Origin of the sequence: Paenibacillus cellulosilyticus (assembly GCF_003182255.1) — a bacterium.
In the GTDB taxonomy this organism is placed as follows: Bacteria; Bacillota; Bacilli; order Paenibacillales; family Paenibacillaceae; genus Paenibacillus_T; species Paenibacillus_T cellulosilyticus.
Window position 1 is genome coordinate 1 of the sequence record NZ_QGTQ01000054.1, and the last position, 15,115, is coordinate 15,115.

Annotated in this window: 14 protein-coding genes; all 14 read right to left on the reverse strand. The window is 49.2% G+C overall.

Going from position 1 to position 15,115, the window contains the following annotated elements; translation table 11 throughout:
• Positions 1 to 403: 403 nt before the first annotated feature.
• A complete protein-coding gene (locus DFQ01_RS30340; RefSeq protein WP_245946952.1) occupies positions 404 to 2,620 on the reverse strand; it encodes a methyl-accepting chemotaxis protein in 2,217 nt (738 codons plus the stop codon).
• Positions 2,621 to 2,996: 376 nt separating this feature from the next.
• Complete coding sequence (locus tag DFQ01_RS30345; protein ID WP_110047646.1) at positions 2,997 to 4,259, reverse strand: peptidase U32 family protein; 1,263 nt, start codon at positions 4,257 to 4,259, stop codon at positions 2,997 to 2,999.
• Between the two features lie 28 nt (positions 4,260 to 4,287).
• A complete protein-coding gene (locus tag DFQ01_RS30350) occupies positions 4,288 to 5,229 on the reverse strand; it encodes a peptidase U32 family protein (protein ID WP_110047647.1) in 942 nt (313 codons plus the stop codon).
• Positions 5,230 to 5,508: 279 nt separating this feature from the next.
• Complete coding sequence (mltG, locus tag DFQ01_RS30355; protein WP_245946954.1) at positions 5,509 to 6,630, reverse strand: endolytic transglycosylase MltG; 1,122 nt, start codon at positions 6,628 to 6,630, stop codon at positions 5,509 to 5,511.
• 152 nt (positions 6,631 to 6,782) lie between these two features.
• Positions 6,783 to 7,088 carry a DUF1292 domain-containing protein gene (locus tag DFQ01_RS30360; RefSeq protein ID WP_245946956.1) on the reverse strand — a complete coding sequence of 102 codons (306 nt, stop codon included), beginning with the start codon at positions 7,086 to 7,088 and terminating at the stop codon, positions 6,783 to 6,785.
• Between the two features lie 44 nt (positions 7,089 to 7,132).
• Positions 7,133 to 7,435: a DUF1292 domain-containing protein gene (locus DFQ01_RS30365; protein WP_110047648.1), complete on the reverse strand. Its 303-nt coding sequence runs from the start codon at positions 7,433 to 7,435 to the stop codon at positions 7,133 to 7,135.
• Positions 7,436 to 7,443: 8 nt separating this feature from the next.
• On the reverse strand, positions 7,444 to 7,860 hold the full coding sequence (gene ruvX / locus DFQ01_RS30370) for a Holliday junction resolvase RuvX (protein WP_110047649.1): 417 nt from the start codon (positions 7,858 to 7,860) through the stop codon (positions 7,444 to 7,446).
• Between the two features lie 20 nt (positions 7,861 to 7,880).
• Positions 7,881 to 8,141 (reverse strand): IreB family regulatory phosphoprotein, encoded by a 261-nt coding sequence (locus DFQ01_RS30375; protein WP_110047650.1) that lies wholly within the window; start codon positions 8,139 to 8,141, stop codon positions 7,881 to 7,883.
• A 51-nt stretch (positions 8,142 to 8,192) separates the two neighbouring features.
• Positions 8,193 to 10,826, reverse strand: coding sequence for an alanine--tRNA ligase (gene alaS / locus DFQ01_RS30380; RefSeq protein ID WP_110047651.1), 2,634 nt, complete (start codon positions 10,824 to 10,826; stop codon positions 8,193 to 8,195).
• A gap of 395 nt (positions 10,827 to 11,221) precedes the next feature.
• The gene (locus tag DFQ01_RS30385) at positions 11,222 to 12,292 is read right to left on the reverse strand and encodes an AI-2E family transporter (RefSeq protein ID WP_110047652.1); all 1,071 of its coding nucleotides are present in this window, start codon (positions 12,290 to 12,292) and stop codon (positions 11,222 to 11,224) included.
• A 235-nt stretch (positions 12,293 to 12,527) separates the two neighbouring features.
• A complete protein-coding gene (locus tag DFQ01_RS30390; protein WP_110047653.1) occupies positions 12,528 to 12,740 on the reverse strand; it encodes a hypothetical protein in 213 nt (70 codons plus the stop codon).
• Entirely contained in the window at positions 12,737 to 13,288 is a 552-nt protein-coding gene (locus DFQ01_RS30395) for a PRC-barrel domain-containing protein (RefSeq protein WP_110047654.1), read from the reverse strand. The genes DFQ01_RS30390 and DFQ01_RS30395 overlap by 4 nt, the downstream gene beginning before the upstream one ends.
• A 21-nt stretch (positions 13,289 to 13,309) precedes the next feature.
• Positions 13,310 to 14,455, reverse strand: a complete 1,146-nt coding sequence (locus DFQ01_RS30400; RefSeq protein ID WP_110047655.1) for a cysteine desulfurase family protein — start codon at positions 14,453 to 14,455, stop codon at positions 13,310 to 13,312.
• A gap of 66 nt (positions 14,456 to 14,521) precedes the next feature.
• Positions 14,522 to 14,941, reverse strand: a complete 420-nt coding sequence (gene cymR / locus DFQ01_RS30405; protein WP_110047656.1) for a cysteine metabolism transcriptional regulator CymR — start codon at positions 14,939 to 14,941, stop codon at positions 14,522 to 14,524.
• Positions 14,942 to 15,115 lie beyond the last annotated feature (174 nt).

Consider the following 15,115-nt stretch of genomic DNA (forward strand, 5'->3'; position numbering starts at 1 on the left):
TGATCCGTTGCACTTTCCCCAATCCGATCCACTCCTCTTCCCTTGATTAAAACACAAATGACCCGTAAGAGGGTCACTTTTTTAAAAGTGTCCTTCTTACGGGTCATAGTTCATGGTTGGTGGCAGTTCCATTTTACCAAAAGGCTGTTTCTTTTTTTTGTTTGTCTAAAAACAAAATACTGCCAGCAGCGGAGCAGACGAATGATTCTGAAGAAATGTCAGCGGTCGCCTTGTCAACGGATTGCTACCTTGTCACGATCTTACCCATTCAGAGCAATCCGGTGACAACAGCGATCGTAAGAACATTCGCTCTGCGCAGCAGCCTTTGCAGTTCATTGAAACACAAGGGGCCGTCCCAAAGTCTAATGACTTTTGGGACAGCCCCTACTTGACTTAACTAATGTTACGCTTCGCTTTTTGTTGTGAAGCGAGAGAGTGATTGTTGGAGCTTGTTGGATGCGTCCTCCAGACGGTTGGACAGCTTGACGAGCTCTTCGCTGACGCTTAGCTGCTCATTGCTGAGGGAAGCAACTTCTTGGGATGTCGCGGACGATTGTTCCGCTACTGCACTGACGCTTGTCATCGCATCGGACAATACGGATTGGGACTCGTCCAGCTTACCGATCGCTTCGGTTACCGAGCCGAGGCTATCGCTGAATTGCGACATATGCGACTGAACCGCCATGAAGATCTGGTTCGTCTCTTTTACCGACGAAACTTGCTCTTGGAAGATTGGATGAGCTTCTGTCAATACCTCTACCGTCTCATCAATTTCACGCTGAATCGTATCCGTAATTTGAGCAACGACATCAATGGAATGACGAGATTGATCAGCCAGCTTACGAATTTCGTCTGCGACGACCATGAAGCCTTTGCCCGCTACACCCGCACGTGCCGCTTCGATCGTTGCATTAAGCGATAGAATGTTCGTTTGTTTCGTCAGGTTATTCAACACATCGAGAATTTTACGAATGGAAGAAGTCGAGTCCTTCAGTCGGTCTACCTTCTCCACCATGCTGCGCGTCATTTGCTCCGTCAGACCTGTCTTCTCGATGAGTACATTCATGTAGCTTGTACCCTGCTCACTTGCCTGCTGCACCGTTGTAGCCGAAGCTTCCATCGATTGATTGTTGCTCAACAGGTTTTGCATTTGTGTACTAATCGTCGTTGTTAAGTCACTGCCACGCTCTGCCTCAATTGCAAGGCTTGTTGCACCGCCTGCGATCTCTTCCGTTGCAACTGCAATTTCCTTCGCTGATACCGCTGTTTTACGCGATGCTTCCGTCAGGACGCTTGCAGTAGCCAATACTTCATCAGCTGTACCGCTTGTCTGATCAACGAGAGATGTAATCTCGGTCATCATCCGGTTGAAGCTGTCGGTCAGTTGACCGATTTCATCCTTCCGGTTCAAATGAAGCCGGACGCTCAGATTACCGCGCTCGCCTTCATTCATCAAATTGCGAAGCTGTACGAGTGGATTCGCAAACATGCGAATCATGAAGTAGCAGATTACAATTGCTGCAACTGCTGCTGCTGCTGTTACAATAAACGTCAGTACGAAAATCGCATTCGCATCGCTGACAAGCTCGTTAATTGGTGTCTTGCCGACAATACGCCAACCCGCACTATTAACCTCAGAATATGCCGCGATAACGCTTGTACCTTCCGTGTCATTCACTTCGAGAGAACCGCCATTGTCTCCATCAACGACGAATGCTGGAAGTGCAACGTCTGCTTCCGTTCCGAGCTTCGCCTTCGCATTTGCATCATCGCCTGGATACATGACATAACGGTTTTTCGTATCCACGATCGATACAATACTGCCGTCACCAAGCGAAATCTCACCAAGTGCATCTTGAATGGCGCTTAATTTAATTTCAAAAACAAGCACGAAGATTGGCTCGCTAGTTACACTGCTCTTCAAGAGACGTGATACACCAAGCGTTGGTTCAGCTGAGGTGCCTGCAACGCCTTCCACCTTCGTCTCGATCCAGTACGATTGCCCTTGTGATTCTTTAACCGTCTGATACCAGTCGCTCTTCTCTGCCAGCTCTTGGTCAAAAGCCGAGCTGCCCAGCGAATAAGCGCCTGCCTGCAACGGGATCAAATAACCGTTAGCGATCGAGCTGTTGCTCAGAATATACTTCTGCAGCAAGCTGTTCACTTTCGTCGTCGCTTGGAAGCGGTCGAACTGGGCTAATGAATCATCCCGAATAATGCTTAGCTGTTCTTGAATCGCTGTATCCACCATGACTTGCAGCGTCAGTGTCTCATAATTATCGAACAGCAATTTTAGCTTACCGGCTGCCTGCTGAATCGTTTGGTAGTTTGAATCCGCAGCATTCTCACGGATGATACTTTTCGATTTGTTGTATGCCAGCGTTCCTACGACAAGCACACACGCAAGAATACTTACGAAAATAAACAGAAACAGCTTAGCCCCTACCGAACGCCGAGGATTGGCCCACTTCATCCTTGACCAACTAAGGTCTTGCGTATTGATTTTGAGCCTTGGCTTTGCTTTAAGCATTAACTTGAGATTCAGTTTCCCCTTTTTGTCCTCTTGTTGTTCACTGCCTATCGCGTTAACTGATTTAGGCTCCTTGTTCTTCTTTGCCATTGATGGTACACCGCCTGCTCATGGAATAGACATAAAAATGCGTAATTTATATATCGGTTAATCGTAGGTCTTTTGTAACCCTTTTCTAAAAGGAAATCGCTTCTTTTTCGAATTTCCAACGAATCCCGCATCGTAATATTGCATTTTATTTACGTAAACTTAACAAAATAGGCCATCCACAAAGGATGGCCTATACCCGGAGACTGCCTAATTATTATACTTAACCCGCATCAGTCTGCTTCACAAGCTTCTTATTTTCCACCAGTTGATTACTGCAATTGGAAAATAAAAAAAGTCTTTTATGACTCAAGTCCGCCCTAAAGCGAAATGATCATAAAGACCTCCTATTCTTAGTTACACATTAAAATGCACTAGATCAACCTTTGCCGATCCGTTTGCGCATCATGTCCATTCGTTTAACTGGTTGCGTAACAGCCATCCGAATTTCTTGCAGTGGGTGACGTGCCGCATCCAAAGATTGGCCTTCCTTATCGGAAATTTCGCCGACGATTTGCTTGAAGAACGTACCGCCTGGACCGACGAACTCTATCTCTTGACCCGGCTTGAAGTGGTTGCGCTGTTGAATCGTTGCAATACCCGTCTCTGCATCGTAGTCGAGGACGATACCTGCGAAATCATACGGTGAGCCTTTATCCTCTGGGCCGTAAATATGCTCCTCAGCGCCTGGCGTATCGAAGAAGAAGCCCGTGTTCAACGGACGATTCGCCGCTTTATAAATTTCTTCCATCCATTCCGGCTTCAGTTCATAACCTTCAGGATCGGCGAAATACGCATCAATTGCCTGGCGATACGCATTCACAACCGTGGCTACGTAGTGAATACTCTTCATTCGGCCTTCAATCTTAAAGCTGTCGATCCCGACCTCAATAAGATCTGGCAGATGCTCGATCATGCACAAGTCTTTGGAACCCATCGTAAACTGCTCTCCGTTGTCCTCGAACTGCTCTGCATCGACGAACAGATCGTACTTCCAGCGGCATGATTGGCAGCAGCCACCACGATTAGAGTCTCGGTCTGTAAAATGGTTCGACAGTACGCAGCGCCCGGAGAAGGAGGAACACATTGCACCGTGGATGAACGCTTCAATCTCGATATCGACATGTTCTTTGATCTCAGCAATCTCTTCAAGGCTCGCTTCGCGCGCGAGTACGACACGCGGCAGGCCCTCGTCCTTCCAGAACTTAACCGCCTGCCAGTTCAGCGTCGACTGCTGTGTGCTTAAGTGTACTTCCAGCTTCGGCGCTACGCGCAGCGCTGTCTCGATAATGATGGGATCCGCAGCAATAATCGCTGCGATACCCGCTTCTTCGAGGCTCTTCAAGTACTCCTCAAGCCCTTCGATGTCCTCATTGTGGGCGTAGATGTTCGTCGCTACAAACACCTTCGCGCCATATTTCGCAGCAAACTCAACGCCTTCGCGCATTTCCTCGAAGCTGAAGTTGTCAGCGTTCGAGCGGAGACCGTATTTTTGACCACCGATATAAACCGCATCCGCGCCGTAGTGAACTGCAAATTTCAGCTTCTCAAGATTGCCCGCTGGCGCGAGCAGCTCTGGGCGATCCAGTCGATAACGTTTGCCGGTCAGCTTGCGTCCTGTCTCTGATGTTGTATTCGCCATGTTAGTCACCTCAATCGTATTCATGTTCTTAATAAACCTGTTCCTTGTAGAAGAAGCCATAGCTCAGTTCGCGATCGGGATGCTGCTTCGCTTGAATCGCTTCAAGCCATTCGTCTTGGAATCGGTAATGGTCAGGGTCTTTGCAATACGTATCGATCGCAGCTCGATAAGCACGTACAACCGTTTCATTATAATCAACGGACTTCATCAGTCCTTCAATTTTGAAGCTGTCGATATTCGCTTCCATCAGCTCTTGCAAGTTCTCAATCATGCATAGGTCGTCTGCACTCATAATGTGTGTACCGTTCGAATCTTCGAAGATCGGATAGCGCTCATCGGGACGATCGGCTTCCATCAGGTACATGTCCGAGTGATCACCTGTTGCACTATTCCCTTCAGCCAGCTGCTTGAAATCCATATAGCTCTGAACAAGGGAGCGCTTGGAGTGATAAATATTCGTCATCCCATGTACCTGCACTTGAACCTCAAGCGAAGTCTTAGCCTTCATACCGGCAATTTGCTCCATGTTCAGCTCGCGTGCACATACGAAACGAGTTGCACCACGACGTCCCCAGAAGTTCGCCGTATCATGATTCGTCGACGTCATCTCTGCATTCCAGTGAAGCCCCAGCTTCGGTGCATGCTCGCGTACAGCCATCAGCACGGCAGGGTCACCGAATGTCACAGCATCAATGCCGATGCGTTCCAGCTCCGTTACATACGCAGGCATCTCATCGACCAGCTTATTATCAATAATATTGTTGATCGATACATATATACGAACGTCGCGATCCGCTTGCTTCGCGATCGACACTGCCTCTGCCATTTGTTCCAATGTGAATTCGCCAGGAACTCGCGTCCCGAAACGCGAATCGCCAATCAATACGGCATCTGCTCCCGCTGCAATCAGTCGCTGAAGCTCATCCAAATCTGATGCCGTTACGAGCAGCTCCGGTTTCTTAACAGTCATACTTGTTCCTCCTAAAAGCAATTTGCTTCTTCTTCGATACTTCTAGTTGTAAGCAAATTGCTTACTTCGTAAGCATATGCTTAGCAATTTGCTTCTTCTTCGATACTTCTACTTGTAAGCAAATTGCTTACTTCGTAAGCATATGCTTAGCAATTTGCTTCTTCTTCGATACTTCTACTTGTAAGCATCCGCTAAAAAACGTCAAGAGCATCAACAGCGTAAATGCTGCGATGCCCCCTACGTCAATCATCATGCGCCATCCGACGATAACGCGGTGCGTTATTGCCCTGCGGTTTTATTACTCTCATCAATGTTGCGCAAATGCTCCTTGTACGTTTTTGCGAACAAGTGCGTTTGTGTTCCGTCTTTCTTCGTTACATAATACAAATAATCGGTCGTTTCCGGATTCAATGCAGCCTCAATCGACTTCAGGCTTGGGCTTGCAATTGGCCCCGGCGGGAGACCTTTGTTCAAGTACGTATTATATGGGCTTTCGACTTGAAGATCTTTTTCCATGAGACGTTCCTTCTGCTTGTCCAGCAAATATTGAATCGTCGCATCGATCTGAAGCGGCATCCCATCCTTGATCCGATTATATATAACGCTTGCGACAATCGGCCGTTCCTCATCCACAACGACTTCACGTTCGATAAGCGATGCAATCGTAAGCAGTTGATGCAGGTTGAGTCCTAGTGTTGCCAGCTTCTCATCAAGATCAGACACCGTATTGAGCTTCCGATCCGTCTCGGCGAGCATCCGCTTAACGATTTCTTCAGCAGTTGCACCCTTCTTCAGCTCATACGTTTCTGGGAATAAATAACCTTCCAGGTGATGAAGCTCTTTATTGTCCGTCGGAATTTGCAGAATAGAATCAACATCTTCCCACGACCGATTCTCGTCGATCAGCTTCATTAACTCATCCTGGCTGACAATACCTTCACTCCCGAGCTTCTCAGCAATCTGCGCAGCTGTGAAACCTTCCGGAATCGTAAACTTCACCGTCTCCGCTTTAACTGTATCTCCAGCATTCAGCTTCGCAATAACCGCATCCAACTCCATGCCCGGCGACATATCATAACTGCCCGCCTGGAAGCGATTTCCTTCGTCCTTCAACTTCAAGTAGTATTTAAATATGAATGCACTGCGGATAATACCCTCGTCCTCAAGCTGTTCCGCCAGATTGAATGGTGACGTACCGCTCTTCACCTCGATCCGAACCGGATCACCTGACGCCGTCGGTCGAAGGCCATTCCAGACGAAGAGTACAACGCTTCCAGCGCCAAGCAGCATAATGCCGAGCAGCGATAAAATGACCCACATCGTTATTCTGCTCTTGCGAGGCCCGATCGGGAATTGTTCGTAATCGTCTTGCTCATGGTACGATTGCGGATATTGCGACAACTTATGCTCCTCCGTTTCCGCGAAAAAGGGCGGTGTCGGCCGCCCTTACTCGAAGTACTTATATGACAGCTTATGGTTTACCGGAATGAAACGCATCGCACCATCAATAGGATGGTGCAGCCATTTCACCTTGTTTCAGCATAAGGATGTAACTAGCTGTTCGAATCATCGAAGCAAAGCATATCGTATGCTTCGGCAGCCGTTTCCCATTCTTCATCGTTCTCGATGTTCTCAAGCTCCAGCTCATCGCCGTTCTCGATTAATCGCAGCATCTCGACTTCGCCTTCTTCACGCATCGCTTCCGATTGAAGCGCTGCGTAATATTGACCACCAAGCTGAAACTCGGACATAATCCGATAAGCTTCTTCAGTACCGCCCTCGCTTGTAAGTTCAACGAACTTGCCGAATTTATCCTTCAGCTTCGTTCCGCGCTGCGGCGCCATCTCAACTTCGTGCATATCGGACAATTCCCCTTTCTCGTTCTAGCCGATTGCGACTGGTGTTAGTCCTCGTCGCTCTCGTCCAGTTCGCCAAGCAGCGTATTAAATGTCTCTTCGACGATATTCCATTCTTCTTCGTCTTCGATCGTGTACAGCTTCAGGTCATCGCCTTCCTCTTCATAACGGAACGCGTATACCTCATCTTCTTCCTCATTGTCCGACTCAAGCGGCACAACCATCATATACTTGTGCTCGGAGCCATCCACCTCGAACTTCATAATGACTTCGAACTCTTCCTCGTTGCCGTCTTCGTCCGGAATATAGATAATTTCCGGCTCTTCAAATTGGTTTTCGTTCTTCGCCATTGTCATCCTCACCTTTTCGTCCTAGAATCGAGATAATTTTGCAAAATGAGCGTCGCAGCCAACTTGTCCACGACTTGCTTTCGTTTTTTCCGGCTAACGTCAGCCTCCAGAAGCGTTCGCTCAGCGGACACTGTCGTCAACCGCTCATCCCATAGGTGAACAGGTAAGTTTAGCTTTTGCTTCAATTCTTCAGCAAATGCCATGCAAATTTCACCACGTGGTCCGATCGAACCGTTCATATTCTTCGGAAGACCGACCACTACTTCTGATACTTCGTGCTCCTTCACGAGGGCGGCAATTTCATCGAACTCGCCACCGTCGCGTTTGCGATGCACGACGCCAGTGCCCTGCGCTGTCCAGCCGAAGGCGTCGCTTACGGCGACGCCAATATTGCGGTCGCCGTAGTCCAAACCCATAATCCGCATACGTAATGCCAGGCTCCCGTCTATTTATGTTCCTTCAAGTAGAATCGTACAAGCTCTTCGATTAACTCGTCCCGTTCCTTCTTGCGAATCAAACTTCTAGCATTGTTGTGCCGCGGAATGTATGCGGGATCCCCGGACAACAGGTAGCCGACAATCTGGTTGATCGGATTGTAGTCCTTATCCAATAGCGCATCATGCACTTGGAGCAAAATCTCTTGCGCGGTTGCTTCCAATCCTTCCGCCTTGACGTCGAATTTCATCGTTTTGTCCATCGAATTCATCCCAGCACCTCACTTTGGAAACCGCTTTATATGCTGCAGTGTCAATTATTACTATATCACATTTGCTTGCGCAAGAACTAGTTCTTCCGCAAGTTTCAATGCTTCAGCCAGCTTCGATGCGTCCTTACCGCCAGCTTGTGCCATATCTGGACGACCGCCGCCACCGCCGCCGCACAGCGTTGCTGCTTCCTTCACAAGCTTGCCGGCGTTGAGACCTTTCTTCACGAGATCAGGCGATACGGATGCCACAATGTTGACCTTATCTTCTTGTACAGCGCCAAGTACGATTACAGCCGATGTCAGCTTCGACTTAAGCTCGTCGACAATGCCGCGAAGAGCGTCCATGCTAGGTGCGCTTACTTCTGCCGTCAGTACTGTAATGTCGGCAACTGTCTTCGCTTTATCCGTCAATGAACCCGCCTCGATGCGGCTCAGCTTCGCTTGCAGCGACTCATTGTCGCGGCCCAGCTCTTTCACTTGACCGAACAGCGCTTCGATACGCTTCGGAACATCTGCCGTATTCGACTTCAGCAGGCCAGCAGCTTGCTTCAGCAGATCGAATTGGCTTTCCATGTACGTATAAGCATGGCGGCCGGTTACAGCTTCGATACGGCGTACACCTGAACCGATACCGCTCTCGCCGATGAGCTTGAACGTTCCAATCTGGGACGTGTTGCCGACGTGAATGCCGCCGCACAGCTCAATGCTGTATTTGCCAACCTGTACAACACGCACAACATCGCCGTATTTCTCACCGAACAATGCCATTGCGCCCATCGCTTTCGCTTCTGCGATTGGCTTGCTCTCAATGACGACCGGCGTACCGAGCCAGATTTGCTCATTCACGCGGCGCTCGATATCAGCTAGCTCCTCCTCCGTAATCGAACCGAAGTGCGAGAAGTCAAAGCGCAGGCTGTCAGCCTTCACGAGCGAGCCCGCTTGGTTAACGTGCTCACCAAGCACTTCTTTGAGTGCCTTGTGCAGCAAGTGAGTTGCTGTGTGGTTCTTAATTATATCGTCGCGAAGATCGCGCGCTACAACAGCCTCTACAGTCTCGCCCACGCGTACTGTTCCACTAGCTACAACAGCGTGATGAACCGGTTGGCCGTGCGGCGCTTTCGTAACGTCCTCTACGTTCAGAACGAAACCATTGCCTTCAATGACACCGCGGTCGCCAACTTGGCCGCCGCTCTCAGCATAGAATGGCGTCCGGTCAAGCAATACGAGAACACGGCTTCCAGCGCCAGCAAGATCGACGAGCGAATCCTCGTGAACGATCGCTGTAATTTTTGCGGCGGATGTCAGTTCTGTGTAACCGACAAATTCCGTTTTCTCCGTCAGTTCAGACAGCGGTCCGCCTTGAACGTTCATGCCGCCCGTATCTTGACGCGCAGCACGTGCGCGCTCACGTTGAGCTTCCATTGCCGTATCGAAGCCTGCGCGGTCAACCGTCATGCCATTCTCTGCCGCATAATCTTCCGTCAGGTCGAACGGGAAGCCATAAGTATCATAGAGACGGAATGCATTATCGCCGTTAATTTCACTGTTGCCTGCTTCACGTGCTTGTGTAACGAGTGCAGCAAGCAATGTCAAACCATCGGACAACGTCTCGTGGAAACGCTCCTCTTCTGTGCGGATAACACGCTCAATGAATTCGCGCTTCTCAACAACCTCTGGGTAGTATACGCCCATTACGTCGCCAACCACTTTTACCAGTTCGAACAGGAACGGACGGTCTACGCCTAGCGCTTTACCATAGCGAACCGCACGGCGAAGCAAACGGCGAATGACGTAGCCGCGGCCTTCGTTCGAAGGAAGAACCCCATCGCCTACAGCGAAAGCAACCGTACGGATATGGTCCGCGATTACTTTGAGTGCAACGTCATGCTCTTCGTTCACATGGTATTGAACGCTAGCGATTTCGCAAGTGCGGTCAATGATTGGGCGGAACAGGTCCGTGTCGAAGTTCGAATCCACGTCTTGCAGAATCGAGGCGAAACGTTCGAGACCTGCGCCTGTATCAATATTTTTGTTAGGGAGCGGCGTATAGCTGCCATCCTTGTTATGGTTGAATTGCGAGAACACGAGGTTCCATACTTCGAGGAAGCGCTCGTTTTCTCCGCCAGGCCAGCACTCTGGATCATTCAGATCGCCGTATTTGTCGCCGCGATCGTAGAAGATTTCTGTACAAGGGCCGCATGGACCTTCGCCAATGTCCCAGAAGTTCTCCTCCAGCTTGTAAATACGCTCTGCTGGAAGGCCGATTTTCTCATTCCAATATTTGAATGCTTCTTCGTCCTCTGGGTATACCGTTACCGACAGACGCTCTGGATCGAAGCCGATCCACTTCTTGTCCGTCAGGAACTCCCATGCCCACGTAATAACTTCTTCCTTGAAGTAATCGCCGATCGAGAAGTTGCCGAGCATTTCGAAGAATGTATGGTGACGACGCGTCTTACCAACATTCTCGATGTCGTTCGTACGAATACACTTCTGCGAGTTCGTAATACGTGGGTTCTCAGGCTTCACACGTCCGTCAAAATAAGGCTTGAGCGGCGCCATGCCTGCATTGATCCAGAGAAGCGACGGATCGTTGTGCGGCACGAGCGATGCGCTCGGCTCGATATGATGTCCTTTGCTTTCGAAGAAAGCAAGCCATTTGGAACGAATTTCACTAGCTTTCATAAGTAACGGCCTCCCAAATCAACAATAATGTTCAACAAGACATATAAAGTCTCATATTCAAACAAATTCAAACAAAAAACGCCCCTGTCAATAACAGGGACGAGAATCTCGCGGTACCACCCTGGTTATCGTCTTCAAGCGCACTGCACCTTATTAGACGATCGCCTTATGCGGAAGATAACGGTTCCTGCCGGTGAAGTTCGTTCACACTCCGAAGCCAGCTTCAACCATTCTTCGTCATGGGAACCTCACAGCCATCGCGCTGCATGCGCGAAGGGTATCCTTCTCTGAATGACGGGCTATGGCATACTTCGACTTCATCTCGGATTTCGCCAAATATTGATCAATAGATACAAACATACTTGTCTAGAGTATACTGCTGCCTTAATACTCTGTCAAATGGTCTTCCGGCGTACGTAATAGGCGAAAAAATGCTGCACGATAACCTTCAATGCGGCGAAGATCGGTACGGCCAAAATCATTCCGGCAATGCCCGCCAGCTCCCCTCCGACAAGCAGCGCGAGAATAATCGACAGCGGATGCATATGCAGCGTCCGTCCGACGACTTGCGGCGATACGACATTGCCCTCAAGTATTTGGCATAATGTATTCACGACAACGACGAGAATCATCATTTTGACCGACACGGTTGCCGCCATTAACAGCGCTGGGGCCGCACCGAAGAACGGGCCTAGGTAAGGAATGACGTTTGTAATCGCGACAACAGACGCAAGCAGAAGTGGGTACGGCATGCCGATAATCCAATAACCGATGTAGGCCAAGATGCCAATAATGAGGCAGACGAGAAACTGCCCGCGGATATAGCTGCCTAATGCAGTATCAATATCCTTCAACAGACGGACCGCCTGCTGACGATGACTCTTGGGCACATACGTAATGACCGTTCGTTCGAACACTTCAAAATCTTTCAATATATAGAACGCCAGGAACGGGATGATGAACATGATAAACACAACACTCACCATCGCGCCGATATTATTCACGAAGTCGAAAAGCGATTCCGATAACTTCTTCTCCATCTTGTACAGCGCATTGTTAATGCCCGTCCGAATGCTCTCTGGCAGCATCGAATTGTTGTTCAGGTCATCGACCAAGCTCTTCGCACGTATCGTTAACTCAGGCGCATGCTCATTGAGCTCTTGCACCTGCTTAATAAACATCGGGATCATATTCATAAGTATAACCGTCAGCGCACCGCAGAACACCGCATAGATGAGCAGCACGGCAACCGTCCGAGGCATCTTACGATCGGTCAACATCGACACGATTGGATTCAGCACATAGGAAATGATCATTGCGATGAAGAACGGTGCCAGAACAGCTTTCAAGAACGTATAAATTTGCATAAAAATCGGCTTGAGCTGCAGCAGCATATAAGCCGCTACAAGCGCAAGTATGAGATAAACCAGCATTCGAAACATCCGGTTATTCGTAAATCGCTCCAAAGCGTACGCCTCCTTCCCTTGCGGCCACCCGCTCGCGCGTCTTCGGCAGTCGCTTGCATGCAGACAACGGCATACGCAATCATTATATGTACAAGCGCCCCGGATCATCCTTGTCTTACAATAAATAAAACCGTGCGAACGATCGTTCACACGGTTTCTACTCTATACATCACCTATATGTAGTCCAATAACGCAAACGGACGCCCTCTTCTGGACGCCCGCTACGTTACACGCATCATAAGCCGTTTGCATGAATTTGTGAAATTTCTGACATCTCTTCCTCGAAGAATAGGTCGTCGAGCGAGCTCAGCGTTCCATCTTCTTCTACTTGATAGACCGACATTTTCTCGCCGTTCACCGTCAGTTCGATGAAGCAGCCCCAGCAATAAAACTGATGGGAACCGATCTTACCGATGTCTTTGGAATTACAGTTAGGACATCTCATCATCTTTCATTTCTCCCTATATCCGAATCGGAAGGCGCGACCGGCAGGAGCTGCGCTTCACAGCACGCCGGAACGATAATCGCATCTTCCCCGAGCAATACGGTCTCCGATTCTTTCGGCGCTCGCAGCCACTTACGGCCTTCAAGCAAGTCCGATATAAATCCATCCGTTAGTTCATACCCTACTATTTGTGTACCCTGAATTGGCTCAAAATAAACATCTGATAGTCGACCAAGCTGCGTGCCACCTACTGTAACGACTGGCAAATCTTTCAGTTTCGGATGTCCGGTCTGAAAACATCTGCCTGAAGCCGTCTTGTCCTTCACAACGACAGCTTCCGCACCATCGATCAGCACGGCATCTTCGCCGCATGAAGCTACGCGATTCCAATGGACAATCCGGTCCTTCGACGAAAGCCACTTACCTGCTTCCAATACGACACCTTGCATCATCCACTGCTCATCGAACCAAGCATCCTTCACCTTACCAGCTTGTCTGCCCGTACGAAGATCGACAACCGGCAGCCCAATCAGCTGCTGTAGTTTGATCACATCGGGTACGCCCCTTTGAAGTTATTTACGAACTCGGCGGACGATTGTTTCAATTAATTGTGCCGCTTCGCTCAATTCCTCCAAAGTATTCCCCATTCCGAAGCTGAATCGTACAGCGGTCATCAAACGCTCCTGTTCTACCCCCATCGCCATTAGCACATGAGAGCGTTCCAGGGAGCCCGATGTACACGCCGATCCACCTGATGCAGCAATCCCTGCCATATCGAGGTTCATCAGCATCGTCTCGGTATCAATGTCTAGAAAACTTAAATTCACGATATGAGCAAGCCGCTCCGTCTTATGTCCGTTCAGCACGATTCGACTATCCGTCACTGTATTCATAAGCGAAATCCAGTGCTGACGAAGCTGTTCCATTCGATCTGCATGAGACGACATTTCCTTCGCTGCCGCTTCAACAGCAGCTGCGAAGCCGACTACACCTGCTACATTCTCTGTACCTGCCCTGCGTTTACGCTCCTGCGAACCGCCGTGAACAATGGGGATAACAGAAGATCCTGATGCGATGTACAATGCCCCCACCCCTTGTGGGCCATTGATTTTGTGAGCGGAGAAGCTCATCAAATCAACTGGCATCGACTGGACATGAATGGGAATCGAGCCTAGCGCTTGTACCGCATCGACATGAACAAGAGCTCCGTGCTGCTGGACAAGCTCACCAATCTCAACAATCGGCTGTACGGTACCAACTTCATTGTTCGCATACATCACACTAACAAGACCTGTACGATCTGTCATCGCATCACGCACTACATCAACGGACAATTGTCCGCTCGAATCGACAGGCAGTACCGTCAGCTCGAACCCTTCGGATTCTAAAGACTGGCAGGTGTGAAGCACTGCATGATGCTCGGCAGCACTCGTAATAATGTGATTCTTGCCCTTCGCCTTCATTGCCCGGGCTCCGCCAATAATGGCAAGATTGTCACTCTCAGTTCCGCCTGACGTAAACAGCAGCTCCGTTGGCTTAGCTCCGATGAAGGAAGCTATTGTATCACGAGCACGATTCATATGTCCTCGAGCGCTTCTTCCATAACGATGCATGCTGGACGGGTTGCCGGGGCCTCCCGTCATAACAGCGAGCATCGCGGCTGCGACCTCTTGTCTCATCGGTGTCGTAGCCGCATGATCAAAATAATATTGGGTCATTCTCATTCCTCAATTCCTGGTCCACCCGCAATGCGGACGCACCGCAACCATCTGCTGCTGTACTTATTAAATATAGAACATATAGTTGTCGATCTGTCCTTCTTCCTTGAATGTAATCAAGTCCGAAAGCGTTGTAGAGTCTAGTACGCTTGCAATGCTGTCGCGAATGCGCAGCCACAGATCTCGCTTAGCCGGATCATCTTCTTCTGTAAAATCAACCGGAGAGATTGGTCCCTCAAGCACGCGAATGACGTCGCCCGCTGTAATCTGATCCACTGCCTTCGACAAGATATAGCCGCCGTAAGCGCCACGTACACTCTTCACTAGGCCTGCATTGCGAAGCGGAGCGATTAGCTGCTCGAGATAATGCTCGGAAAGCTGATTCTTCTCTGCAATGCTCTTGAGCGAAATCGGTCCTTCACCAAACTTCGCCGCCAGTTCCATCATAATTGTTAGCCCATAACGGCCCTTCGTCGAAATTTTCAAAAAACGGCACCTCATTCCATGCATCTATTGGTTCGCATATGACTGCTTCAATCGGTTCATTAAATCATGGTATTCCCATATCACATATATTTATTTCCCTGTTTACTATCATACATGATTAGCTACTAATCCTCAATGAAAACAACAAATTCCCTTTCGCATTCCCCGATTGTC

What these genes read in the sequence shown, in the direction of transcription:
- DFQ01_RS30340 (WP_245946952.1), bottom strand. Translation starts at nt 2,620, where the DNA reads ATGGCAAAGAAGAACAAGGAGCCTAAATCAGTTAACGCGATAGGCAGT.
- DFQ01_RS30345 (WP_110047646.1), bottom strand. Translation starts at nt 4,259, where the DNA reads ATGGCGAATACAACATCAGAGACAGGACGCAAGCTGACCGGCAAACGT.
- DFQ01_RS30350 (WP_110047647.1), bottom strand. Translation starts at nt 5,229, where the DNA reads ATGACTGTTAAGAAACCGGAGCTGCTCGTAACGGCATCAGATTTGGAT.
- DFQ01_RS30360 (WP_245946956.1), bottom strand. Translation starts at nt 7,088, where the DNA reads ATGCACGAAGTTGAGATGGCGCCGCAGCGCGGAACGAAGCTGAAGGAT.
- DFQ01_RS30365 (WP_110047648.1), bottom strand. Translation starts at nt 7,435, where the DNA reads ATGGCGAAGAACGAAAACCAATTTGAAGAGCCGGAAATTATCTATATT.
- ruvX (WP_110047649.1), bottom strand. Translation starts at nt 7,860, where the DNA reads ATGCGGATTATGGGTTTGGACTACGGCGACCGCAATATTGGCGTCGCC.
- DFQ01_RS30375 (WP_110047650.1), bottom strand. Translation starts at nt 8,141, where the DNA reads ATGAATTCGATGGACAAAACGATGAAATTCGACGTCAAGGCGGAAGGA.
- alaS (WP_110047651.1), bottom strand. Translation starts at nt 10,826, where the DNA reads ATGAAAGCTAGTGAAATTCGTTCCAAATGGCTTGCTTTCTTCGAAAGC.
- DFQ01_RS30390 (WP_110047653.1), bottom strand. Translation starts at nt 12,740, where the DNA reads ATGATGAGATGTCCTAACTGTAATTCCAAAGACATCGGTAAGATCGGT.
- DFQ01_RS30400 (WP_110047655.1), bottom strand. Translation starts at nt 14,455, where the DNA reads ATGACCCAATATTATTTTGATCATGCGGCTACGACACCGATGAGACAA.